Raw genomic sequence first — 23,735 nt, forward strand, 5'->3', positions numbered from 1 at the left:
GGGTATCCATGATGGTAGACCTCAAGGTGATGGCCTACTTCAAGATTAGCCTTTCAACACGTAATTGGGACAGAGCCAATAAAAAAGGGGAACCCGGAGGTTCCCCTTTTTCGCGAAATCTGATGGTCGATTAACGACGCAGACCCAGCTTGGCGATCAGAGCAGCATAACGCTCGGAATCTTTACGCTTCAGGTAGTCCAGCAGCTTACGACGCTGGGAAACCATGCGCAGCAGACCGCGACGACCGTGGTGATCCTTGGAGTGCTCCTTGAAGTGACCTTGCAGATGGTTGATCTGGGCAGTCAGCAGGGCAACTTGCACTTCGGGGGAGCCAGTGTCGTTGGCGCAACGAGCGTTGTCAGCAACGATTTGAGCTTTGATCTCAGCATTTAGAGACATGGTAATACTCCAGTAGAGTGTTTAAAGGTTCACAGCCAATCTCTAATTCAGCCGTGAAATGAGGGCGGTATAATAATCGTCCCCGTCCCTTTTCGCAATGATAAAGAGGCGAAACGGGAAAGAGATACCCTATACCGCCAGAGGATCACTCCTCGTCGTGATAACGCACCAGTCGCTTGGGCGCGACACGGCCATCATCATCAATCTCGCCGACACCGATGAACTCGCGCTCCGGGCCGACAGTCATGCGAACCTGACCGCTTTGCGGCGCACCTGCCACCTGCACGGCCTGGCCCTGATTCACATAGGCAGCCACAACAGCCAGCATGTTCACCTCGGGCAGGGATGCCACAGCGGTATCCATCGGCAGCAACAAAGGATCCAGCTGCTCGCGCGGCGGGATGCTCTCGGCCTTGGCCTGCTCGAAGATGCACTCGAGTTGCTCCAGGGTCAGCATCCGCTCGTACGGATAACTGGCCACCTGGGTACGACGCAACTGGGTCACGTGGGCGCCACAGCCCAGCACTTCACCCAGATCATCTACCAGAGAGCGGATATAGGTGCCTTTGCTGCAGTGCACTTCAAGGCGCACTTCATCACCTTCGAAGCTCAGCAGTTTGAGCTCAAATACGGTGATGGGACGGGCTTCACGCTCAATCTCGATACCTTCGCGGGCATATTCATAGAGCGGACGGCCGTTGTGCTTGAGCGCGGAGTACATGGAGGGCACCTGCATGATGGGGCCGCGGAACTGGTCCAGCGCCTCGATCAGGGTACCGACAGCCACGTTCACCGGACGGGTGGAGACCACCTCACCATCGGAGTCGCTGGTGTTGGTGCGCTCGCCCAGTTTGGCGGTCACCTCATAGCGTTTGTCCGCTTCCAGCAGATACTGGGAGAACTTGGTGGCCTCGCCAAGGCAGATCGGCAGCATGCCGGTCGCCAGCGGATCCAGTGCGCCGGTGTGACCGGCCTTGGCGGCATTGTAGATGCGCTTGACCTTCTGCAACACATCGTTGGAGGTCAGGCCGGTCGGCTTGTCCAGCAGCAGAATGCCGTGCACATCACGGCCCTTGAAACGACGTCTTCGGGTCATCTCAGGCTTTATCCTCAGTCGTGTCATCCGGTGCGGATTCAGCTTCTTCGTCACGGCCGGATTCGGCCATGCGGCGCTTGTCTTCACGCACAGTGTTGGTCACCAGGTTGGAGAGACGCATCCCCTCGACCAGGGTCTGGTCGTAGTAGAAACGCAGCTCGGGCACCACGCGCAGACGCATGGCACTGCCCAGCAGACTACGGATATATCCGGCTGCTTCGGTCAGACCCAGCAAGCCTTCCTTGATGCGCTCGGCATCATTTTCCAGCTGCAAGAAGGTGACGTAAATTTTGGCATAGTTGAGGTCACGGGACACTTCCACATCGGAAACGGTCACCATGCCGATGCGCGGGTCTTTCACCTCGCGCTGCAGGATCAGCGCAATTTCACGCTGGATCTGCTGTCCGACCCGACGGGTCCGGCTGAATTCTCTGGCCATATTCTATCCTGCGATAAAAGGGGGCCGCGGCCCCCTATTTTGTCTAACTCTCGGCTTACAGAGTCCGTTGGATTTCAACAGTCTCGTAAACTTCGATCTGGTCGCCTTCGCGCACGTCGTTGTAGTTCTTGACCGCGATACCACACTCGTAGCCGTTGCGAACTTCGTTGACGTCATCCTTGAAGCGGCGCAGGGATTCCAGCTCGCCTTCATAGATAACCACGTTGTCACGCAGAACGCGGATACGGTTGGAACGCTTGACCACACCTTCGGTAACCATACAGCCGGCAACGGCGCCGAACTTCGGAGACTTGAAGACACTACGCACTTCAGCCAGACCGATGATTTCCTGACGATACTCAGGGGCCAGCTTGCCGCTCATGGCCTGCTTCACTTCGTCGATCAGGTCATAGATGACGGAGTAGTAACGCAGATCCAGGCTCTCGGATTCGATGACCTTGCGCGCAGATGCGTCGGCACGGACGTTGAAACCAACCAGGATGGCGCTGGAAGCAGCAGCCAGGGTCGCGTCGGTTTCGGTGATACCACCTACGCCGGAACCCACGATCTTCACCTTCACTTCGTCGGTGGAGAGTTTGACCAGCGCATCGCAGATCGCTTCCACAGAACCTTGTACGTCGGCCTTGATCACCACGTTCACTTCGGACACTTCGCCCTCGGTCATGTTGGCGAACATGTTTTCCAGCTTGGCCTTCTGCTGGCGAGCCAGCTTGACTTCGCGGAACTTGCCCTGACGATAGAGCGCCACTTCACGGGCTTTCTTCTCGTCACGGACAACGGTGGCTTCGTCACCGGCAGAGGGAACACCGGAGAGACCCAGGATTTCCACCGGCAGGGACGGCCCCGCTTCCTTGATCTCGCGACCCAGTTCGTCACGCATGGCGCGAACACGGCCGTACTCGAGACCACACAGAACGATGTCGCCCTGACGCAGAGTACCTTCTTGTACCAGTACGGTAGCAACCGGACCACGACCTTTATCCAGGAAGGATTCGATCACGACGCCGTTGGCCATGCCATCAACCACCGCTTTCAGCTCCAGTACTTCGGCCTGGATCAGGATGGCTTCCAGCAGGTCGTCGATGCCTTCGCCGGACTTGGCGGACACGTGCACGAACTGGCAGTCTCCACCCCAATCTTCGGACATGACGTTGTAACGGGCCAGTTCGGTCTTGACGCGATCCGGATCCGCTTCCGGCTTGTCGATCTTGTTGACTGCCACAACCAGCGGCACACCGGCAGCCTTGGCGTGCTGGATAGCTTCGATGGTTTGCGGCATCACGCCGTCGTCAGCAGCAACGACCAGAACAACGATGTCGGTCGCCTTGGCACCGCGAGCACGCATGGAGGTAAACGCCGCGTGACCCGGAGTATCCAGGAAGGTGATCATGCCGCTATCGGTCTGAACGTGGTAAGCACCGATATGCTGGGTAATACCACCGGCCTCGCCAGCAGCAACCTTGGCTTTACGAATGTAGTCGAGCAGCGAGGTCTTGCCGTGGTCAACGTGACCCATGATGGTCACGACCGGTGCACGGGGCTTGGCTTCGGAGGTCTCGTCACGATCGGACAGTACCGCCTCTTCCAGCTCGTTCTCGCGGCGCAGCACAACCTTGTGACCCATCTCCTCAGCGACCAGCTGAGCGGTCTCTTGGTCGATCACCTGGTTGATGGTGGCCATGGCCCCCATCTTCATCATCGCCTTGATGACTTCAACGCCCTTGACGGCCATCTTGTTGGCCAGCTCGGCCACCGTGATGGTCTCACCGATGACAACGTCGCGGTTCACCACGGCAGCCGGCTTGTTGAAGCCGTGCTTCATGGCGTTCGGGGTAGCGACCTTGCCACGTTTGCCTTTACGGGCACGCGGATCACGGGAGTTGCGATCATTGCGATCATCATCGCGACGACCCGCCTTTTTCGGGGCCTTGACAGCGGCAGCGGCAGTACGACGGCTGGTCTCTTCTTTGCGATCCAGCTCGTCTTCTGCAGCTTGCGCATGCTTGTTGGTTGTCAGGTGATAATCGCTGCTCTCTTTGGCACGAGCGGCTTCTTCTTCAGCCCAGCGGGCTGCGTTCTGTTCCGCCATGATGCGAGCCTCTTCGGCTTTCTTCGCGGCGAGTTCTTCAGCTTTTTTCAAAGCTGTCTGTTCCTGTTGGCGCTTCAGTTCTTCTGCTTCGCGCTTGGCCATCTTTTCTGCCTCTTGCTGAGCTGTGCTACTGGCTGCTTTGGCGGGCTGTTGAGCCTGTCGAGCCTTTTGTTGTGCCTCGATCCGCGCCTTTTCCTCAGCTTCACGACGAGCCTGCTCAGCCTCACGGCGAGCCTTCTCTTCAGCGTCGAGGCGAGCCTTCTCTTCGGCTTCACGACGAGCTTTTTCTTCTGCTTCCAAACGCGCTTTTTCCTCGGCTTCCGCCTGACGCTGTTCTTCTTCCAGCGCCGAGCGTCTTACATAGGTGCGAGATTTGCGAACTTCCACCTGCACTTCTTTGTTCTTGCCGCCGGTTCCCTGAACACTGATGGTGCTCTTGGTCTTGCGCTGCAAAGTCATGCGGGCAGGAGCGGCGACCTCGTCACCTCCATGCTGTTTCTTCAGGTGTGCCAGCAGAGTCTGCTTTTCAGACTCGCTGACCATGTCGTCGGCCTTGCTCTTGCTGATACCGGCATCGACAAACTGCTGGAGAAGACGATCAACCGGTGTGTCGATGTCAGTGGCAAGTTGTTTGACTGATACTTCTGCCATTCATTTTCCTCCGTTTGATCTTACTTAAGACTGCTCTTCTCCGAACCAACAGATATTGCGAGCAGCCATAATGAGCTCACCCGCCTTCTCGGCAGTCAGCCCTTCAATACCAGCAAGGTCATCAATACCTTGCTCAGCCAAATCTTCCAGGGTGCCCACGCCGCGGCCCGCCAGAGCGTATGCCAGTTCACGACTCAGACCGTTCAGATTGAGCAGCTCTTCGGACGGCTCGACGCCATCAAAGGACTCCTCTTTGGCCAGCGCCTGGGTAGTCAGGGCATCTTTGGCACGCTTGCGCAGCTCTTCGACCATGTCTTCATCCAGACCGTCAATAGCCAGCAACTCGTTGACCGGTACGAAGGCGATCTCTTCTAGGGTCGAGAAGCCCTCTTCCATCAGCAGACCGGCGAAATCGTCATCGATATCCAGGGTGCTGGTGAACAGGTTCATGATGCGGTCGTTCTCGGCCTGGTGCTTGGCACGCATGTCCTCAACGGTCATCACGTTCAGCTCCCAACCGGTCAGCTGGGAGGCCAGACGCACGTTCTGACCATTGCGACCGATGGCCTGGGCCAGGTTGGCAGCTTCCACAGCGATATCCATGGTGTGGTTGTCTTCATCAACGATGATGGAGGCCACATCGGCAGGTGCCATGGCATTGATCACGTACTGGGCCGGGTTGTCATCGTACAGCACGATGTCTGCACGCTCACCGCTCAGCTCTGCGGAGACAGCTTGCACACGGGCACCACGCATACCGATACAGGCACCGATCGGGTCGATACGACGATCGTTGGTCTTCACCGCGATCTTGGCGCGGGAACCCGGGTCACGGGCAGCACCCATGATTTCGATCATCTCTTCGCCGATCTCCGGTACTTCAATACGGAACAGCTCTTTCAGGAAGTCCGGGCTGGAACGGCTGACAAACAGCTGGGAACCACGGGCTTCTGGACGTACTGCGTAGAGCAGGCCACGGACACGGTCGCCCGGGCGGAAGGTTTCACGCGGCAGCATGTCATCACGGAAGATCACGGCTTCAGCATTGCTGCCCAGATCCAGAATGACGTTGTCGCGGTTACTCTTCTTGACCACACCACTGATGATGGTGCCTTCTTTATCTTTAAACTGATCAACTACTTGTGAACGCTCGGCTTCGCGCACTTTCTGCACGATAACCTGCTTGGCGGTCTGGGTAGTGATACGGTCGAAGGTCACAGAGTCGATCTGGTCTTCAACATACTCACCGATCTGGATTTCCGGCTGATCAATTTGTGCCGCTTCCAGGGTGATTTCAGCATAGGGGTTCTCCATCGCGGCTTGATCCGCAATGACTACCCAGCGGCGATAAGTGTCGTAGTCACCGGTCTTGCGATCGATTTCGACCCGAACTTCAATCTCGCCTTCATATTTCTTCTTGGTCGCAGTCGCCAGCGCGGTTTCCAGAGCCTGGAAGATCTTCTCGCGGGGTACCGCTTTCTCGTTGGATACTGCGTCAACGACCAGCAAAATCTCTTTATTCATATCCGATAGCCTCGTTAACCAAAGTTCGGCACTATGTTCGCTTTTTGGATATTGGTGAAAGCCAACACGTCGTCCTTACCATCTACTGTCAGGGTGATCATGTCGCCTTGCACAGCTTTGATTACGCCTTTGAACTTGCGGCGGTTGTTTGTTGCCATCCGAAGCGTTACCGCCGCCTCTTGGCCAACGTATTTTTCGAAATGGGCAACCTTGAACAGGGGACGATCCAGGCCGGGGGAGGATACCTCGAGGTAATACTCCTCGGTGATGGGATCTTCGACGTCCATGATGGCGCCAACCTGATGGCTGACCTCAGCACAGTTCTCGACAGTCACACCCTGCTCGCCGTCGATATAGACACGCAAGGTGGAGTGTTTACCCGCGCGGATAAACTCAATACCCCAAAGTTCAAAACCCAAGGCAACGACCGGAGCCTCGAGCAGATCGGTCAAACGTTGTTCCAACGTAGCCAAAGTCACCCTCCGAAAAACAAAAAAAGGGCATAAAGCCCAGATAGAGATCGATTCAGAGTAAATTGCACATAACAAAAAGCCCCGATGTCAAATCGGGGCTTGGCGCTTTACCCTGATTGTCGCCTCGCAGCGACCGCCTTCCTGAGCGTAGGAAATGCGTGAAATTTGGTTGCGGGGGCCGGATTTGAACCGACGACCTTCGGGTTATGAGCCCGACGAGCTACCATGCTGCTCCACCCCGCGTCCGAAATCGTGCGAGATTATAGCCACTTCACTCTCTCGATACAAGACTGACTGGCTATAATACACTCGGTTTCCCGAGCTCACTGCTTAATTGGTGCCGTGGGCGGGACTCGAACCCGCACACCCTAGAGCACTACCCCCTCAAGATAGCGTGTCTACCAATTCCACCACCACGGCAAAACTCTTACTCGGGAACGTCAGTATCTTTCTTCACTGGCGCTTTGGTCTGCTCAACCTGTTGAGTTTGTTGCAGATTTTCCCACTCACTACCCTGCTTGACCTTGTTGCTGGACATAGATCCGAGCACCAGGCTGATAACGAAAAACAGAGTAGCCAAAATTGCTGTTGTTCGGGTCAGGAAACTGCCTGAACCACCGGAGCCGAATACTGTGTTCGATGCCCCTGCGCCGAAGGAGGCGCCCATATCAGCCCCTTTACCTTGCTGAATCATCACCAGACCAATCAGAGCCAGTGAAACCAGCAGATAAACGACTAAAAGAATCTCGTACATTTAACTTGCACCCTTTGCCGCTTCAACAATTCCTAAAAACGCATCGCTATCGAGGCTTGCTCCGCCAATCAGTCCGCCATCAATGTCGGGCTGTGCAAACAAATCTCTCGCGTTGCTCGGCGTTACGCTCCCACCATAGATGATTCTAACTTTCTCACCTATTACCGGAGTATCCTCCGCCAAGCGACCACGTATAAAGGAATGAACCTCTTGTGCCTGCTCGGGTGTGGCGCATTTACCTGTACCTACAGCCCAAATCGGCTCGTAGGCGATGATAGCATTATCGAAAGCCATCGCGCCATTTTTCTCTATGACTATATCCAGCTCTTCAGCGATCACCTCGAAGGCTCTTCTCGCCTGCCTCGCCGCACCTGATTCACCTAAACAGAGGATGGGAATCAAGCCTGCCGCTCTGGCTGCCGCAAACTTCTCTGCGACGATAAAACTGGTCTCACCAAAAAGACGCCTGCGCTCGGAGTGCCCTACCAATACGTAACGACACCCTGCCTCAACCAGCATCTGACACGAGATTTCTCCAGTGTAAGCGCCAGTAGCGTGCTGACTCACATTCTGAGCCCCCAACCTTATTACTTTCTGCTCATTGAGCAGTGAAGCGCTAAAGTCGAGATGCACATGGGAAGGACAGAGAACCACATCTACTTTTCCGTCAACGCCGTTTAGGCACTGACTCGTAAACTGCTCTAACTGCGACCTACTACCGTGCAACTTCCAGTTGGCTGCTACAAACGGCTTGCAATGTCCCATCGGCAACTCCCTTGCGAAAGCGGGGCTGATAATATCCAGAGGATGCTCAGCTGACAAGTGCTATTTTTAAATTTTTGAATCGTTTGAACAAGATACAACCAGGGCGGCTAAAAAGCCGCCCTGGTTGTTCATTAAAACGCCGATTCAACCTGCTTGGCGATGCGCTGAGCCATGTCACGTACCTGCTGTTCATGCTCCCCTTCGACCATGACCCGGATCAGCGGTTCGGTACCTGATTTACGCAACAGTACGCGACCACGACCAGCCAGCTCCTGTTCCACCTTGGCAACCTCAGCCATGACAGCATCCGCGGCCAGCGGATCCTTGCCTTCGGCAAAGCGAACATTCACCAGCACCTGCGGGAACTTGCTCATGCCGGAGCGCAGCTTGGCCAGCGGCATCTCGGCACTGCGCATGGCGGTAAGCACCTGCAAGGCGGCTACGATGCCATCACCCGTAGTGGTCTGATCCAGACAGATAATGTGGCCGGAGTTCTCGCCACCGATGCGCCAGCCCTTCTCTTCCATCATCTCCAGCACATAGCGGTCACCCACCTTGGCACGGGCAAAAGGAATACCCAGGGTTTGCAGCGCCAGCTCCAGACCCATGTTGGCCATTAGGGTGCCGACGACACCGCCTTTGAGGCGACCATTGCGCAGGGCATCGCGCGCGATGATATAGAGCACTTCATCACCGTCGATGAGATAGCCGGTATGGTCAACCATGATCAGACGATCACCATCACCATCAAAGGCAACCCCCAGATCGGCCTTGCACTCCAGCACCTTGGCAACCAGAGCGTCAGGTGCAGTCGAACCGACACCATCGTTGATATTGAGGCCATCCGGAGCACAGCCCATGGTGATCACTTCGGCGCCCAGCTCGCGGAAAACCGACGGCGCAATGTGGTAAGTGGCGCCATGGCCACAGTCGACCACCATTTTCACCCCATCCAGATTCATGTGGGAGGGGAAGGTGCTCTTGCAGAATTCGATATAGCGACCGGCGGCATCATCAATGCGGACCGCTTTGCCAAGTTCGGCAGACTCGACACACTTGAGCTCGTGATCCAGCTCGGCTTCGATAGCCAGCTCGACATCATCGGGCAGCTTGGTGCCATCGGCGGAGAAGAACTTGATGCCGTTGTCGTAGAAGGGGTTGTGGGAAGCGCTGATGACGATGCCAGCTTCGGCACGGAAAGTGCGAGTCAGGTAGGCAACCGCCGGCGTGGGCATGGGCCCCATCAGAATGGCCTTGAGGCCTGCCGCAGAGAGCCCCGCTTCCAGCGCGGATTCCAGCATGTAACCGGAGATGCGGGTATCTTTGCCAATCAGCACCTTTTTGGTGCCCTTCTTGGAGAGCACCTTGCCAGCAGCCCAACCCAACTTCATTACAAAATCAGGGGTGATCGGGTATTCGCCAACCTTGCCGCGCACACCATCGGTACCGAAATACTTTCTTGCCATTGTCTGTTCTCTTTTTTATCTGGAAATGAAATCTTGTCCCGTCATGGCCTGCCAGCCAACCCGCAACGCATCCATGGTCTCCCGCACATCGTGAACCCTGATGATCCTGGCTCCGTGCTGCATGCCGATAAGGGCACAAGCCAGACTGCCAGCAAGACGTTCACCCACAGGGCAGTTCAGCAGGTTGCCTATCATAGACTTTCGCGACATTCCCACCAAGAGCGGAAGACCGTAGTCAAGCAACGCTCGCTGGGCGGCCAGCAGCTGATAGTTGTGTGCCAGCGTCTTGCCAAAACCGTAGCCCGGATCCAGCAGCAGCTGCTCACGGGCTATTCCAGCGGCCAGGCAGGCTGCGATCCGTTCGTCAAAGAAGACTTTCACCTCCCCGACCAAGTCATCATAGTGCGGCTCGACCTGCATGGTTCTCGGCTGCCCCTGCATATGCATCAGGCAAACTGGAACGCGCGCTTCAGCGGCAGCATCAAGCGCTCCCGGCTCCAGCAGCGCCCTCACATCGTTGATCAAATGAGCCCCAGCCTTGCAGCCTTCTCTCATTACTACCGCCTTGGAGGTGTCAAGCGAGAGCATCACATCACATTCGCTCACCAGTCGTTCAACAACCGGGATAACCCTGTCCAGCTCCTCCTGCTCACTCACATCCGGCGCTCCAGGACGGGTTGACTCGCCGCCGATATCGATAAGGGTCGCCCCATCCGCCACCATTTGACGGGCATGGGTCACTGCCCGTTCAATCTGGTTGAAATGGCCGCCATCGGAGAAGGAGTCGGGAGTCACATTGAGGATCCCCATCACATGGGGACGTTCGAGAGAGAGGCTAAGCCCCTTGCTAATCAGCTGCATCTTCACTTCCATTCGCAAAATAAAAACCCCGGGCAAGCCCGGGGTTTTCAACAACAGGATTTATTTAGCCGGGATGTCGTTGGCCTTGTCGATATTAGCATCCGCAACCGGAGCACTCTCGCCCGCAGCCGCCGACTTGGGCTCGGCGGCAACGGTTGATCCGCCTTGTGGCGTATCTCCGTGCTCATCGTGCCAGTTGCTAGGGGCACGAACCTCGCGACGGGCCATCAGATCATCGATCTGCTTGGCATCGATGGTTTCGTACTTCATCAGCGCATCTTTCATGCTGTGCAGTACATCCATGTTATCCAGCAGGATCTGCTTGGCGCGGTCGTAGTTGCGATCAATAACCTGCTTCACCTCGGCATCAATGATGCGAGCAGTGTCGTCTGACATGTGCTTGGCCTTGGCCATACTGCGACCGAGGAACACCTCGCCATCTTCTTCCGCGTAAAGCATCGGGCCGAGACGCTCGGACATACCCCACTGGGTCACCATCTTGCGTGCGATGTCGGTAGCACGCTCGATATCGTTGGAGGCGCCGGTCGATACCTTTTCGGCACCGTAGATCAGCTCTTCCGCCAGACGACCGCCATACAGGCTGGAGATCATGGACTCCAGATGCTGCTTGGAGTGGCTCCAGCGATCCTGCTCAGGCAGGTACATGGTCACACCCAGCGCACGACCGCGCGGAATGATGGAAACCTTGTAGACAGGGTCATGATCCGGCACCACGCGACCGATAATGGCGTGACCCGCTTCGTGATAGGCCGTCATCTCCTTCTCGGACTCTTTCATCACCATGGAGCGACGTTCTGCGCCCATCATGATCTTGTCCTTCGCCTTCTCGAACTCAGCCATGGAGACCACACGGCGACTTTCGCGAGCGGAGAAGAGCGCAGCTTCGTTGACCAGGTTAGCAAGGTCAGCGCCGGAGAAGCCGGGCGTGCCGCGGGCAATCAGCGCCGGGTTGACATCATCTGCCAACGGAACCTTGCGCATGTGTACTTTCAGGATCTGCTCGCGACCACGGACATCCGGCAGACCGACCACAACCTGACGGTCGAAACGGCCCGGACGCAGCAGTGCCGGATCCAGTACGTCAGGACGGTTGGTGGCAGCGATGACGATGATGCCTTCATTGCCTTCAAAGCCATCCATCTCGACCAGCATCTGGTTAAGGGTCTGCTCACGCTCATCGTGACCACCGCCCAGACCGGCGCCACGCTGGCGACCGACCGCATCAATTTCATCGATGAAGATGATGCAGGGGGAGGATTTCTTGGCCTGCTCGAACATGTCACGTACCCGGGAGGCACCGACACCCACGAACATCTCCACGAAATCAGAACCCGAGATGGTGAAGAAGGGCACCTTGGCCTCACCCGCAATGGCCTTGGCCAGCAGGGTTTTACCGGTACCGGGAGGACCTACCAGCAGTACGCCAGTCGGGATCTTGCCACCCAGTTTCTGGAATTTGCTCGGGTCGCGCAGATAGTCGACCAGCTCCTTCACCTCTTCCTTGGCTTCATCGCAACCAGCTACATCGGCAAAGGTAGTCTTGATCTGATCTTCACTCATCAGGCGAGCCTTGCTCTTGCCAAACGACATGGCGCCTTTGCCACCGCCGCCCTGCATCTGACGCATGAAGAAGACCCAGACACCGATCAGCAGCAACATCGGGAACCAGGAGATGAAGATAGAGGTCAGCAAAGACGGCTCTTCCGGCTTCTCGCCCATCACCTTGACGTTGTGATTGAGCATATCGTTGAGCAGCTGGGGATCCGGCGCCGGGATGATGGTGGTGAATCGTTCACCAGTACGCTTGACGCCATTAATGACCTTACCGTCCATCCGCACTTCACGGATCTGATCTTGGGTCACCTCTTTAACGAAGCTGGAATAGTCCAGCTGGCGACTGGTGGTATCGCTGGGGCTGAAGCTATTGAACACCGACATCAATACGACGGCGATGACCAGCCACAGGATTAAGTTTTTCGCCATGTCACTCAAATCAGTAACCTCGCAGACTGACAGTTAACGATGAAGGTTAGGGTACTACAGTTTAAAACCGGTAGCCACAATGTAGACTTCCCGTGATCTGGCGCGGGATGAGTCTGGTTTACGAATTTTAACGGCGGAGAAAAGTTTCCGAATTTCATTCAGATAGGCATCAAAGCCCTCCCCCTGAAACACCTTCACCACAAAACTGCCGTCACTGCGCAATACCTGATGACACATGTCCAGAGCCAACTCGACCAGATACATGGCACGAGCCTGATCCACCTGCTGGGTGCCGCTCATGTTGGGGGCCATGTCGGACATCACGACATCGACCTTGTCGGGTCCGACTCGCTCCAGCAAGGCACCGAGTACAGTTTCCTCCCGAAAGTCCCCCTGCAGGAAATCGACACCGGCAATGGGATCCATAGGCAGAATATCGCAGGCGATGACCCGACCCGATTCGCCAACCTGCTCGACCGCGAATTGGGACCAGCCGCCGGGGGCAGCCCCCAAATCCACTACCGTCATGCCATTTTTCAACAGGCGGTCTTTGCCCTGGATCTCGTCGATCTTGAAAACAGCACGGGAACGCAGCCCCAATTTCTGGGCTTTTTTGACGTATTGATCGTCGAAATGTTCTTTTAACCAGCGGGTGGAGCTGGCGGAACGTTTTTTCTGGGTCATGATAATCGGCTTTAAAAAACCACAAGGGTTATTAGTATTAAGGGCTAAGTGGGGGTAGAATACGCCCCTTTCAACCCTGACTTATGAAGAAATTGCGATGATTCTCAACAATAAACAGAAACAGTACCTCAAGGGCCTTGCCCACAGCCTCAAGCCTGTCGTCCTGCTGGGTCAGCACGGTCTGACCGAAGGTGTACTGGCGGAGATCGATCTGGCGCTGAACCATCACGAGCTGATCAAGGTTAAGGTTGCCTCTGAAGATCGCGAGATGAAACAACTGGTTATGGATGCCATCGTCCGTGAAACAGGCTCTGTAAAAGTACAGAGCATGGGTCATGTGCTGACCATCTATCGTCAGGCCAACGAACCCAAAATCCAGCTGCCTCGCAAGTAAAAGGAAAGAGCATTGCTCTTTCCTTATTTCACTTCTTCCCGAGTCGCTTGCCACAGTAGTCGCCAAGCCCTTAACCTGCGATGAATAGTTTCGGACACGCGCCATGGCTCACCATCCTATTCTGACCGACGATGAACTGACCATGTTGCGGGAGCTGGGATGCTCGGAGGCGACCCACCTTCTGAGCGGACATCTCGACAACCCCATGCTTGGCTTGCTGCAAAAAGCCGAACAGCTGGTATTGGAAGCCCGCTATGCAGGCCATCAGTTGCGATTCCCCCTCACCTTTATCCAGAGAGAAGATGGCTTTGTCGAGCCTCGGCTCGCTGCGCCAGTGATCCGGGAGCTGGGGTTTGCCCAGCCAAGAGCTTGGAGACTTGCCCAGAAAGCGACACTGCAAACAGCTCATGGAGTACTCCAAGTGCTGAGCCTTTCGCTCAATGGCCTCATCGTGGAAGATCTGCCCACAGATATGATGGCGGATACTACCTTGCAGGGAACTCTGCAGATCGCCACAGAGGCGCCATTTCCCTTGCAGGCCAGGCTGGTGAGACGGGTCAAATCTAATGCAGACCGTGCAACCTGGGCACTCAGTTTCCAGATGAGCGAGGCAAACATAGAGCGACTTCGTCACTGGCTGTTTCAGCGCCATCAGGACACCTTCAACGACGCTTACCAACCAGCCTGAAGCGCAACAAACAGGGGAGCAAGTGCTCCCCCGTCTCATCCCGCATTAACTACATCAGATGTAGGCAACGTCCAGGATTTCGTACTCCACATCACCTGCGGGCGTCTTGACGAGCGCCACATCGTCCACTTCCTTGCCAATCAGAGCGCGGGCAATCGGAGAGTTGACAGAGATAAGGTTCTGCTTGATGTCAGCCTCATCGTCACCCACGATGCGGTAGATAACCTCTTCCTCTGTTTCGCTCTTGAGCAGGGTCACGGTGGCACCAAAGATGATGCGACCATTGTTGGTCATCTTGGTGACATCGATCACCTGGGCATTGGAGAGCTTGGCTTCAATTTCCTGAATGCGGCCTTCACAGAACCCCTGCTGCTCACGGGCGGCATGGTATTCGGCATTCTCTTTCAGATCACCGTGCTCACGGGCTTCAGCAATCGCTTCGATAATCTGGGGACGAAGCTCGGTCTTGAGATATTCGAGCTCTTCGCGCAGCTTCTCAGCGCCGCGAACAGTCATCGGAGTATGATTCATAGTCGAAACCTGGGTTGCTTGAAAATAGAAGCTGCGGCTATCTGTCAGGACGCCGCAGCACTCGGTTCGGATGGCGCATCTTAATATGAAGCCAACACAAAATCCATGTCGGCCCCCTGATGCAGATCCCGCTTTATCTGTTGCTCCAAGAAATATTACTTTCCTTCCGGTACCGAAATAGGAGAGGAAATGGTCGGTTTGCCCTGCATGATAGCGATCTCTACCCGTCGGTTCATCCGGCGATTCTCGGGAGTATTGTTGGGCACCAATGGTTGGGAATCGGCCATCCCCTGCACAATCAAGCGTCCCTGATCAAATCCTGGGACCTTGATCATCTGGTGTGCCACAGCCACTGCTCGCTGGGACGAAAGCTCCCAGTTGGACTGAAACAGCTCGTCCTCGGTCGCCACGTTGTCGGTGTGGCCGGATATGGTGATTTCACCCGGTACATCCTTGAGCAGGGTCGCGACCTTGCGAATAACCGGCCAGAACTGGGGTTGCAGAAACGCCGAGCCAGCCGGGAAGGAGGCTTTTTCCCTGATCCGGATAATAATCTGCTGTCCCAACGCCTCGATTTCGATGGCACCATCCTGGATCTGATCTTTCATCTGCTCGGCCAGCGCCTTTGCCAGGGTATTGGACTGCTGCTGCGCCTTCTGAGCATCCTGAGCTGTGTCCCCCCCCGTCTGCTTGCCATCACTCTTGTCCTGACCACCTGCCTGCTCGGCCTCACCGGGCAAAAAATCCAGCTCGGTCTGGGTCATGTCGATAGTCTGCTGCATCACGGTATCAATCGGGGTTGGCTCTGGGCGGCCAGGACGGAACTCCTGGGCAATGACAGAAGTTCCCTTCGGAATATCTTTCACCTCAAGGATATTCTGGACCCCGAATGCCTTCTCCATGGACCCCGCAATCTGCTTGAACTTCTGCACATCCATCTCGGCAAAGGAGAGCAACAACACGAAAAAGCACATCAGCAGCGACATGAGGTCGGCGAAGGTCCCCATATAACCGGGCAGGCCGGGAGGCGGGCATTTGCAATCAGACATAGGGCTCCCTACTCACTGCCGTTGTTGCGTTTGGACTGGTTCAGATAGTTCTGCAGCATGGACTGGATCACCCGCGGGTTTTGGCCATCCTGGATCCCCATGATGGCATCGAGGATCAGCGAACGGCTAAGGCGCTCTTCGCCGCTTCGCAGTTCCAGCTTGTCGGCTATCGGGATGGCCAGCATGTTGGCTTCGATCGCACCATACAGAGTGGTCAAGAGGGCTACAGCCATGGCAGGACCGATAGATTTGGGATCGCTCATATTGGCCAACATGGCCACCAGACCCACCAGCGTACCGATCATCCCCATCGCCGGGCCAAGATCCCCAAGGGTACGGAACACCTTGATCGCAATGACGTGACGTTCGGCAGTCAACTCGATATCCTTTTCCATCACTGCGCGCACTACATCGGCATCATGGCCATCCACCAGCATATCGATCCCTTTTTTCATGAAGGGATTGGGAATCTCGGCCGCTTCAAGCGCCAGAAATCCGCCTTTACGGGCGGCATCGGCAAGCTCAACGGCTTTAACTATGAGGTCTTCCAGCTTGTCGCCCTTGTACATAAAAGCTTTACCAGCGACCTTAAACGCCATCAGAAACTGGCCTAGGTTGAACTTCATCATGGCGATGAAGATGGAGCCCAATACGGTGATGTAGACCGATGGCATGTCGACGTACATGCTCATGGGGCCCCCCAGCAGCATGCCGTACACCACCACCCCGAAACCCAGCACTATCCCTATCAGACTGCCTAGATCCACGTCCCTACTCCTGTCACCGGTTCTTATGCCCAATTATAGTTTGTTGAATTTTCTGCTATTGCGACCCAAGCGGCAAGCATGCATCCACTGAGAATCATGGTTCATTATCGGCCAGTTTATCGAGAGTTTGAGGAGGCAGCGTTTTTCAGCCTCCCCCCGGTGGGCGGTCGATGTTAATATAAGCCGTTTTTTCAATTCCCGAGGATGGACATGGCCAGTAAAAAAATCGACCGTCTGAGTTTTGACGCCACTCTCGAAGAGCTGGAAACCATCGTTCATCAGCTGGAGCAAGGTTCCCTACCGCTGGAGGAGGCCCTCAAACAGTTCGAGCAGGGAATCCATCTGGTGCGGGCTGGCCAACAAAAGCTGGAGCAAGCCGAGCAGAAGATCCAGATCCTGCTGAGCAAGGCCGATGGCAGCGACCAGCTCGCCCCCTTCCAGCCAGAACAAGGAGACGAGTGAGTGGCACTGGTCCATTTTTCCCGTCAGCATCGCCAGCGTATTGATGACTGCCTGTTGGCAAAACTTGAAGCTTTGCCACCCATGGCGCCTCGTCTGCGTGATGCCATGAAATATGGCCTGCTGCTGGGCGGCAAGCGGGTTCGCCCGTTTCTGGTCTACGCAGTCGGCGAAATGCTGGGCGTAAAGAGCGACCTGCTGGACGGCCCTGCGGCTGCCGTGGAGTGCATCCATGCCTACTCCCTGCTGCACGATGACCTGCCAGCCATGGATGACGACGATCTGCGTCGCGGCCAACCAACCGTCCACAAGGCGTTTGATGAGGGCACCGCCATTCTGGCCGGTGATGCGCTGCAGACCCTGGCGTTCTCCATTCTGGCCGATCACCCCATGCCCGACTCCTTGATGGCCAACCGGGTGCGGATGCTGAGTACCCTCGCCCGCGCCTCCGGCTATCTGGGTATGTGTGGCGGTCAAGCGCTGGACCTGCAGGCTGAAGGGCGCCAGATCACGCTTGCCGAACTGGAGCAGGTACACCGCCACAAGACCGGTGCGCTGATTGAGTGCGCCGTGGCGCTCGGCGCCCTGTGCAAAGCCGATGTCGATGACGCAACCCTGATTGCCCTGCAAACCTATGCCGCCGCGATTGGCCTCGCCTTTCAGGTGCAGGATGACATCCTCGACATCACAGGTGATACCGCCACCCTGGGCAAGCCGCAAGGTTCTGACCTGGCGCTGGAGAAAAGTACCTATCCGGCCCTGCTCGGACTCGAAAATGCCCGTGAGCTGGCTCGCGAACTGCATGGGAAAGCCTTAACAGCCCTGCAATCCTTGCCCTACAATACCGACATTCTGGAAGCGTTTGCCGATTACATCATCGAGCGAACCCACTAAACGCTGGATAACAGTAACAACATGAGCGTTGATATTAGCAATTTCCCCAACCTGGCCCTCGCGGACACTCCGGTCGAGCTGCGTTCCTTGCCCAAAGATCGGCTGCCGGTGCTGTGCAACGAGCTGCGCGAATATCTGCTGCGCTCTGTCAGCCGCTCCAGCGGACACTTTGCCTCCGGTCTCGGCACGGTCGAACTGACCGTCGCCCTGCACTACGTCTACAACACCCCGTTCGATCGGCTGATCTGGGATGTGGGCCATCAGGCCTATCCCCACAAGATCCTGACCGGGCGCCGTGATCAGATCCACACCATCCGGCAGAAGGATGGTCTGCACCCCTTCCCCTGGCGTGGCGAGAGTGAATACGACGTGCTCTCCGTCGGCCACTCCAGCACTTCCATTGGTGCGGCGCTCGGTATGGCGGTCGCCGCCGAGAGTGAAGGGCTGGGTCGCAAGGTCGTTGCAGTGATCGGTGATGGTGCCATTACCGCAGGGATGGCCTTTGAAGCGCTCAACCACGCCGGCGATGTCCACAAGGACATGCTGGTGATCCTCAACGACAACGAGATGTCCATCTCAGAGAATGTCGGGGCGCTCAACAACCATCTGGCCCGGGTCATGTCAGGCAAGCTCTACACCACCATCCGCGAAGGCGGCAAGAAGGTGTTAGCAGGTCTGCCACCGGTCAAGGAGCTGGCCAAGCGGGCTGAAGAGCACCTCAAGGGGATGGTGGTACCCGGCACCCTGTTCGAGGAGTTCGGCTTCAACTATATCGGCCCCATCGACGGTCACGATATCGAGGCACTGGTCGAGACCCTGCGCAATATGCGCAACCTCAAGGGGCCTCAGCTGCTGCACGTCAAAACCAAGAAGGGCAAGGGTTACGAGCCGGCGGAGAAAGACCCCATCGGTTATCACGCTGTGCCCAAGTTCAATCCTGACGAGTGTTCCCTGCCGAAAGCGAGCGCCGCCAAACCCACCTTCTCCGCCATCTTTGGCCAATGGCTGTGCGACATGGCCGCCAAAGACGAGAAGCTGGTCGGCATCACCCCTGCCATGCGCGAAGGCTCCGGTCTGGTGAAATTCAGCCAGCAGTATCCGGATCGCTACTTCGATGTGGCCATTGCCGAGCAACATGCAGTCACGTTCGCTGCCGGTCTTGCCATCGCCGACAAGAAGCCGGTGGTGGCCATCTATTCGAGCTTTCTGCAGCGCGCCTACGATCAGGTGATCCACGACGTGGCGCTGCAAGATCTGCCGGTGCTATTCGCCATCGACCGGGCCGGTCTGGTGGGCGCCGACGGCCCGACCCATCAGGGAGCGTTCGACATCAGCTTCCTGCGCACCGTGCCCAACATGGTGGTGATGACGCCATCTGACGAGAACGAGTGCCGCCAGATGCTCTATACCGGCTATCTTCAGCAAGGCCCTGTCGCCGTGCGTTACCCCCGCGGCAGCAGTCTGAGCGATTCCCCCATCTCGTCAGAGATGCAGGCACTGGAGCTCGGCAAGGGACGTATCCTGCGAGAGGGCAAGGGTACCGCTATTCTGGCCTTTGGCACCCTGCTGCACCACGCGAAAACGGCCGCCGAAGCGCTGGATGCCACCCTGGTGGACATGCGCTTTGTCAAACCGATGGATGAGGCGCTGGTGCTGTCGCTGGCGGCCAGCCACGATCACTTCGTCACCATCGAAGACAACGCTATCATGGGCGGCGCCGGTTCGGCGGTGAACGAGCTGCTGATGCGCAATAAACAGTGCAAGCCGGTACTCAACCTCGGCTTGCCGGATCGCTTCGTGGAACAGGGTACCCAGCAGGAGATCTATGCCCTGCTTGGTCTGGACGATGCAGGCATCCAGCGCAGTATCGAAAGCTGGCTGAAAGCCTGATAACGCTTAAAGCTATCAAGCAAAAGAAGGGCGCCTCACTGGCGCCCTTCTTGTTCTTCATAATCTAGAACCTGTTCAAGAACTGTTGCGAGAAGTCCGTCAACAAGGTAAAGAGCAGCGCAGGAACCGGAGTATATGTGAATACATGAGGATTCCGAGCAGCACATGAGCCTTGATCACGGCCTCGCAGTAAGTTCTTGCGCAGGTTATCAACCTTTGTAGATCTTGGGGTTAAACACATCCCGCAGCCAGTCGCCCAGCAGGTTGATGACCAGCACCAGCACCACCAGACAGATTCCCGGGAAGGCGGTGATCCACCAGGAGCCGGAGAAGATGTAGTTGAAGCCGACGCTGATAAGCGAACCGAGCGAGGGCTGATCAACCGGCATTCCCAGACCGAGGAAGGAGAGTGCCGCCTCGCTCATGATGGCGTTGGCCACCTGCACGGTGGAGATCACCAGAATGGGCGACAAACAGTTGGGCAGAATGTGGCGGAACATGATGCGCGGGGCGCGGAATCCCATCACCTTGGCTGCTTCCACATACTCCTTCTTCTTCTCGGCCAGCACCGAGGCGCGCACGGTACGGGCGTACTGCGGCCACTCGGCGATACCGATGATCACCACCAGCATCATGATGGCGAACTTCGAGTAGAACTCGGAGCCAAAGGTTGCCTGAAAGATGGCGGAGATGATGATCGCCACCATCATGGTAGAGAACGACAGCTGCACGTCAGCAAAGCGCATCAGCAGGTTGTCGATACGACCACCGAAGTAACCGGCAATCAGACCGATGACGATACCGAGCACCAGCTGCAGCGCCACCGCAAACAGGCCGATGGTGAGGGAGATACGGGCGCCATAGAGAATGGTGCTCCAGATATCCCGCCCCTGGTTGTCGGTACCGAGCCAGAAGCGCTCCTCGCCGCCTTCAAGCCAAGAGGGGGGCAACTCGGCATCCATCAGATCAAAACTGGTCTGGTCATAGACGTTGTGCGGGGCGAGCCAGGGCGCCAGCAGCGCCGCCAGCACAAATACCACGAACACCGCAAAGCTGAACATGGCTACCTTGTCTCGCAGGAAGTAGTAGACGATGTCAGAGTTCTTGAATCGTGCCCAACGGCTTGGGCTTGCAGTTACAGCATTAGTCATGCGCTTACCCCTTGGCAGTCAGGTTAACGGTCGGGTTGATCAACCCGTAGAGCAGGTCGACCAAGGTATTGGTCACCACGAAGATCAGTCCCACGAAGATGACGTAGGCGGTGATGAGGGGCGTATCGACCCGGTGGATCGCCTCGAGGAACAGGAAGCCGGTGCCCGGCCACTGGAACACGCTCTCGGTCAGGATGGTGTAGGCCACCATGGTGCCGATCTGCACCCCACCGACGGTAATGACCGGCAGCATGGTGTTCTTCAGAGCGTGCTGATAGTAGACCTTGTTGTTATCCAGCCCTTTGGCGCGGGCGAACTTGACGTACTCGGAGGAGAGCTGCTCCAGCATCTCGGAGCGCACCAGGCGGATAAACAGCGGCAGCATGATGGAAGAGAGGGACACCGCCGGCAGGATCAGGTGCAGGATGCCATCCCAGGTGAAGAAGCCCGACTCCCAGCCCAGCAGGTTACGGGTCTCGCCGCGGCCATAGGCTGGCAGCCAGCCCAGCTGGATGGAGAAGAGGTACATCAGCATGATGGCGGTCAAAAATACCGGGATCGAGATACCGATACTGCTCCCCGCCATGATGATCTTGGTGGGAATGCTGCGCGGGCGGATCGCCGAATAGACACCGAGTGGAATGGAGACCACCACGATGATGAGCGCGGCAGCAAACACCAGCTCAAGGGTAGCCACCAGCTTGTCGAGGATCACCTCGAGAGCTGGTCGCTTGAAGAAATAGGAGGTGCCCAAATCCCCATGCACCGCATTTTTCAAAAAGCGGCTGTATTTGATGAGGAAGGGATCGTTAAGGCCCATCTTCTCGCGCAACTCGTGACGCTGGGCTTCGGAGACGGATTGTCCCACCAGCTCGCGCAACGGGTCACCCAGGTTATCCTGGATGGAGAAGGCGACCAGGCTGATGACGAACATCACTATCACGGCCTGATAGAACCGTTTCAGCAGGAATGTAAACATGCTTGTCCTTCTACGTGGCCTGTGTCGTGGCACAGGCTTCTGTTAGTGAGCGGAGTGGCCAGCTGACCACCCCGCCCCGTCCTTCCTTGCGACGTTCTCTTACTTGCTGACCACCAGGTCACCCAGGTAAGGGAAGTTCATCACGTTGACCACCGGCTTGATGTCGACGTTCTTCTTGGCGCCATAGGCCAGATCTTCCCAGTGCAACGGCACGTAGGCAGCATCTTCGATCAGCATGGCTTCGACCTTCTTCAGCATCTCGGCACGCTTGGCCGGATCGGTCTCGGCGTTGGCATCCATCACCAGCTTGTCAGCTTCGGCGTTGGCGTAACCGGCGCAGTTGTACTGACCCATACCGGTCTTGGCGTCCTTGGTGAAGGTCAGGAACTCGAAGAAGTTCGCGGTATCTTCGGTGTCGGAGTGCCAGCCGATCAGCTGCATGTCCGCGGCGCACTTGTCAAACTCGGGCCAGTACTGGGCCACCGGCATGGTCTTCAGATCCACCTTGATGTTGATCTTGGCCAGCATGGCGGAAACCGCCTGGGCAATCTTGACGTCGTTGACGTAGCGGGCGGCCGGGGAGATGAAGGTCATCTTGAAGCCTTTCTCGTAACCGGCCTCCTTCATCAGCTCCTTGGCCTTGGCCAGATCATACTGGGGCACCAGCGCCTCGTTGTGACCGGCATAGCCTTTCGGACTCAGCTGACCAGCAGGGGTACCGAAGCCCTTGTTGATCTTCTCGACGATGCCCACCTGGTTGATGGCGTAGTTGATCGCCTGACGTACACGCTTGTCTTTCAGCGCCGGGTTGGTGTTCTGGTTCAGCTCGATGATGATGGCGCGGGTACCGGACAGGGTGACCAGCTGGGAGTCCTTGCCATTCTTCACGCGCTCCAGATCGTTCGGCGCAACCGGATAGATCATGTCCACGTCGCCACCCAGCAGGGCTGCAACACGGGTCGCATCTTCCTTGATGGGCACCACGGTCAGGTTCTCGACGTTACCCTTGGAGGCCTTGTCCCAATAGTTGGCGTTGCGGGCATAATCGAGCTTCACACCCTGCTCGCGGAACTTGACGGTGAACGGGCCAGTACCGGAGACATTGGTCGAGGCAAAGGAGTCGCCATTCTTGACGATCTCGGCCTTGTCTTTGCCCGCTTCGGTCTTGCCGGTATAGAACTTGGAGTCCATCGGGAAGATGTAGGTGACGGTCTGCAGCACCAGCGGGAAGGGCTTGGCGGTGATCAGATCGACGGTGTAGTCATCGACCTTCTTCACTTCGCTGATGGGATCGAAGATCGCCTTGAAGTCGACGGAGGATTTCAGGCGGTTAACGGTCCACACCACATCATCGGCGGTAAAATCGTTACCGGAATGGAACTTGACCCCCTTGCGCAGGTGGAAGCGGACGGTCTTGTCGTCAATACGCTCATACTTCTCGGCCAGACGGGGCTCGAACTGCAAGTCCTGGGTGTAACGCATCAGGGGATCGAATACCAGGTGCGACATCTCCAGAGTCTGACCGGAAAGCTGCTCCTGCGGATCCAGCGAAGTGGCGTCAGAAGCGACACCCACCTTGATATCAGCGGCTGAGACACTGAAGGCGAAACCGGCGGCAAACAGCGCCAGGGCAATCTTGGACAATCCTTTCTTCATCTTGTTCTCCATGCTTTTGGCTTTCTTATGACACTTTTTTTGACAAGCAG

The 23,735-nt window shown here is 56.6% G+C and carries 23 protein-coding genes and 2 tRNA genes; 5 read left to right on the plus strand and 20 right to left on the minus strand.

Translation table 11 applies throughout. The annotated features are described in order from the left end of the window. Nucleotides 1-130 precede the first annotated feature (130 nt). The 14 genes from rpsO to rlmE form a co-directional block, all read right to left on the minus strand. On the minus strand, nucleotides 131-400 hold the full coding sequence (gene rpsO / locus G5315_RS17450; RefSeq protein ID WP_005338797.1) for a 30S ribosomal protein S15: 270 nt from the start codon (nucleotides 398-400) through the stop codon (nucleotides 131-133). A gap of 145 nt (nucleotides 401-545) precedes the next feature. Next, a complete protein-coding gene (gene truB / locus G5315_RS17455) occupies nucleotides 546-1,496 on the minus strand; it encodes a tRNA pseudouridine(55) synthase TruB (protein ID WP_005338798.1) in 951 nt (316 codons plus the stop codon). Nucleotide 1,497: 1 nt separating this feature from the next. Next, nucleotides 1,498-1,935 carry a 30S ribosome-binding factor RbfA gene (rbfA, locus tag G5315_RS17460; RefSeq protein ID WP_042060105.1) on the minus strand — a complete coding sequence of 146 codons (438 nt, stop codon included), beginning with the start codon at nucleotides 1,933-1,935 and terminating at the stop codon, nucleotides 1,498-1,500. Between the two features lie 55 nt (nucleotides 1,936-1,990). Further along, on the minus strand, nucleotides 1,991-4,696 hold the full coding sequence (gene infB, locus G5315_RS17465; RefSeq protein ID WP_421333558.1) for a translation initiation factor IF-2: 2,706 nt from the start codon (nucleotides 4,694-4,696) through the stop codon (nucleotides 1,991-1,993). A 24-nt stretch (nucleotides 4,697-4,720) separates the two neighbouring features. Next, complete coding sequence (gene nusA / locus G5315_RS17470; protein WP_421205885.1) at nucleotides 4,721-6,220, minus strand: transcription termination factor NusA; 1,500 nt, start codon at nucleotides 6,218-6,220, stop codon at nucleotides 4,721-4,723. A gap of 14 nt (nucleotides 6,221-6,234) precedes the next feature. Further along, nucleotides 6,235-6,693 (minus strand): ribosome maturation factor RimP, encoded by a 459-nt coding sequence (gene rimP / locus G5315_RS17475; protein WP_005338809.1) that lies wholly within the window; start codon nucleotides 6,691-6,693, stop codon nucleotides 6,235-6,237. A gap of 166 nt (nucleotides 6,694-6,859) precedes the next feature. After that, nucleotides 6,860-6,936: transfer RNA gene (locus G5315_RS17480), tRNA-Met, on the minus strand. Nucleotides 6,937-7,028: 92 nt separating this feature from the next. Next, nucleotides 7,029-7,113: transfer RNA gene (locus G5315_RS17485), tRNA-Leu, on the minus strand. Nucleotides 7,114-7,120: 7 nt separating this feature from the next. Beyond that, nucleotides 7,121-7,447 carry a preprotein translocase subunit SecG gene (gene secG, locus G5315_RS17490; RefSeq protein ID WP_005338811.1) on the minus strand — a complete coding sequence of 109 codons (327 nt, stop codon included), beginning with the start codon at nucleotides 7,445-7,447 and terminating at the stop codon, nucleotides 7,121-7,123. After that, nucleotides 7,448-8,212 carry a triose-phosphate isomerase gene (tpiA, locus tag G5315_RS17495; RefSeq protein ID WP_421333560.1) on the minus strand — a complete coding sequence of 255 codons (765 nt, stop codon included), beginning with the start codon at nucleotides 8,210-8,212 and terminating at the stop codon, nucleotides 7,448-7,450. A gap of 131 nt (nucleotides 8,213-8,343) precedes the next feature. Next, on the minus strand, nucleotides 8,344-9,678 hold the full coding sequence (glmM, locus tag G5315_RS17500) for a phosphoglucosamine mutase (RefSeq protein WP_005338823.1): 1,335 nt from the start codon (nucleotides 9,676-9,678) through the stop codon (nucleotides 8,344-8,346). Nucleotides 9,679-9,693: 15 nt separating this feature from the next. After that, complete coding sequence (gene folP / locus G5315_RS17505; protein WP_421333562.1) at nucleotides 9,694-10,539, minus strand: dihydropteroate synthase; 846 nt, start codon at nucleotides 10,537-10,539, stop codon at nucleotides 9,694-9,696. Between the two features lie 60 nt (nucleotides 10,540-10,599). Further along, nucleotides 10,600-12,552 (minus strand): ATP-dependent zinc metalloprotease FtsH, encoded by a 1,953-nt coding sequence (ftsH, locus tag G5315_RS17510; protein ID WP_421258725.1) that lies wholly within the window; start codon nucleotides 12,550-12,552, stop codon nucleotides 10,600-10,602. Between the two features lie 45 nt (nucleotides 12,553-12,597). Continuing rightward, nucleotides 12,598-13,227: a 23S rRNA (uridine(2552)-2'-O)-methyltransferase RlmE gene (rlmE, locus tag G5315_RS17515; protein WP_216951950.1), complete on the minus strand. Its 630-nt coding sequence runs from the start codon at nucleotides 13,225-13,227 to the stop codon at nucleotides 12,598-12,600. A gap of 97 nt (nucleotides 13,228-13,324) precedes the next feature. Here rlmE and yhbY point away from each other — a divergent pair, with 97 nt between their 5' ends. Together yhbY and G5315_RS17525 are read left to right on the plus strand one after the other, a co-directional pair. Then, nucleotides 13,325-13,621, plus strand: a complete 297-nt coding sequence (yhbY, locus tag G5315_RS17520; protein ID WP_033114153.1) for a ribosome assembly RNA-binding protein YhbY — start codon at nucleotides 13,325-13,327, stop codon at nucleotides 13,619-13,621. A gap of 103 nt (nucleotides 13,622-13,724) precedes the next feature. Then, nucleotides 13,725-14,309, plus strand: coding sequence for a PilZ domain-containing protein (locus tag G5315_RS17525; RefSeq protein ID WP_421258724.1), 585 nt, complete (start codon nucleotides 13,725-13,727; stop codon nucleotides 14,307-14,309). Between the two features lie 54 nt (nucleotides 14,310-14,363). Here the strand turns inward: G5315_RS17525 and greA are convergent, their stop codons facing one another. The 3 genes from greA to pomA all read right to left on the minus strand — a co-directional run bounded on the left by greA (nucleotide 14,364) and on the right by pomA (nucleotide 16,656). Beyond that, nucleotides 14,364-14,840, minus strand: a complete 477-nt coding sequence (greA, locus tag G5315_RS17530) for a transcription elongation factor GreA (protein ID WP_216951952.1) — start codon at nucleotides 14,838-14,840, stop codon at nucleotides 14,364-14,366. A gap of 155 nt (nucleotides 14,841-14,995) precedes the next feature. Continuing rightward, the gene (locus G5315_RS17535) at nucleotides 14,996-15,889 is read right to left on the minus strand and encodes a flagellar motor protein MotB (protein WP_421333565.1); all 894 of its coding nucleotides are present in this window, start codon (nucleotides 15,887-15,889) and stop codon (nucleotides 14,996-14,998) included. 8 nt (nucleotides 15,890-15,897) lie between these two features. Beyond that, the gene (gene pomA / locus G5315_RS17540) at nucleotides 15,898-16,656 is read right to left on the minus strand and encodes a flagellar motor protein PomA (protein WP_216951954.1); all 759 of its coding nucleotides are present in this window, start codon (nucleotides 16,654-16,656) and stop codon (nucleotides 15,898-15,900) included. A 210-nt stretch (nucleotides 16,657-16,866) separates the two neighbouring features. On the opposite strand from pomA, the gene xseB reads away from it, so the two are divergent. Genes xseB through dxs form a run of 3 tightly spaced genes read left to right on the plus strand, consistent with a single transcriptional unit; the run spans nucleotide 16,867 to nucleotide 19,899 of the window. Continuing rightward, nucleotides 16,867-17,118: an exodeoxyribonuclease VII small subunit gene (xseB, locus tag G5315_RS17545; RefSeq protein ID WP_421258723.1), complete on the plus strand. Its 252-nt coding sequence runs from the start codon at nucleotides 16,867-16,869 to the stop codon at nucleotides 17,116-17,118. Then, complete coding sequence (ispA, locus tag G5315_RS17550; protein ID WP_216951956.1) at nucleotides 17,119-18,009, plus strand: (2E,6E)-farnesyl diphosphate synthase; 891 nt, start codon at nucleotides 17,119-17,121, stop codon at nucleotides 18,007-18,009. It abuts the gene before it with no gap. Between the two features lie 21 nt (nucleotides 18,010-18,030). Continuing rightward, nucleotides 18,031-19,899, plus strand: coding sequence for a 1-deoxy-D-xylulose-5-phosphate synthase (dxs, locus tag G5315_RS17555; RefSeq protein WP_421205879.1), 1,869 nt, complete (start codon nucleotides 18,031-18,033; stop codon nucleotides 19,897-19,899). 209 nt (nucleotides 19,900-20,108) lie between these two features. Here the strand turns inward: dxs and G5315_RS17560 are convergent, their stop codons facing one another. The 3 genes from G5315_RS17560 to G5315_RS17570 form a co-directional block, all read right to left on the minus strand. Then, the gene (locus G5315_RS17560; protein WP_019445927.1) at nucleotides 20,109-21,050 is read right to left on the minus strand and encodes an ABC transporter permease; all 942 of its coding nucleotides are present in this window, start codon (nucleotides 21,048-21,050) and stop codon (nucleotides 20,109-20,111) included. A 4-nt stretch (nucleotides 21,051-21,054) separates the two neighbouring features. Then, on the minus strand, nucleotides 21,055-22,029 hold the full coding sequence (locus G5315_RS17565; RefSeq protein WP_005349514.1) for an ABC transporter permease: 975 nt from the start codon (nucleotides 22,027-22,029) through the stop codon (nucleotides 21,055-21,057). Between the two features lie 99 nt (nucleotides 22,030-22,128). Continuing rightward, the gene (locus G5315_RS17570; protein ID WP_040068616.1) at nucleotides 22,129-23,685 is read right to left on the minus strand and encodes an ABC transporter substrate-binding protein; all 1,557 of its coding nucleotides are present in this window, start codon (nucleotides 23,683-23,685) and stop codon (nucleotides 22,129-22,131) included. Between the last annotated feature and the right edge of the window lie 50 nt (nucleotides 23,686-23,735).

It is taken from the genome of Aeromonas sp. 603607 (assembly GCF_049171595.1).
GTDB classification, from domain to species: domain Bacteria; phylum Pseudomonadota; class Gammaproteobacteria; order Enterobacterales; family Aeromonadaceae; genus Aeromonas; species Aeromonas veronii.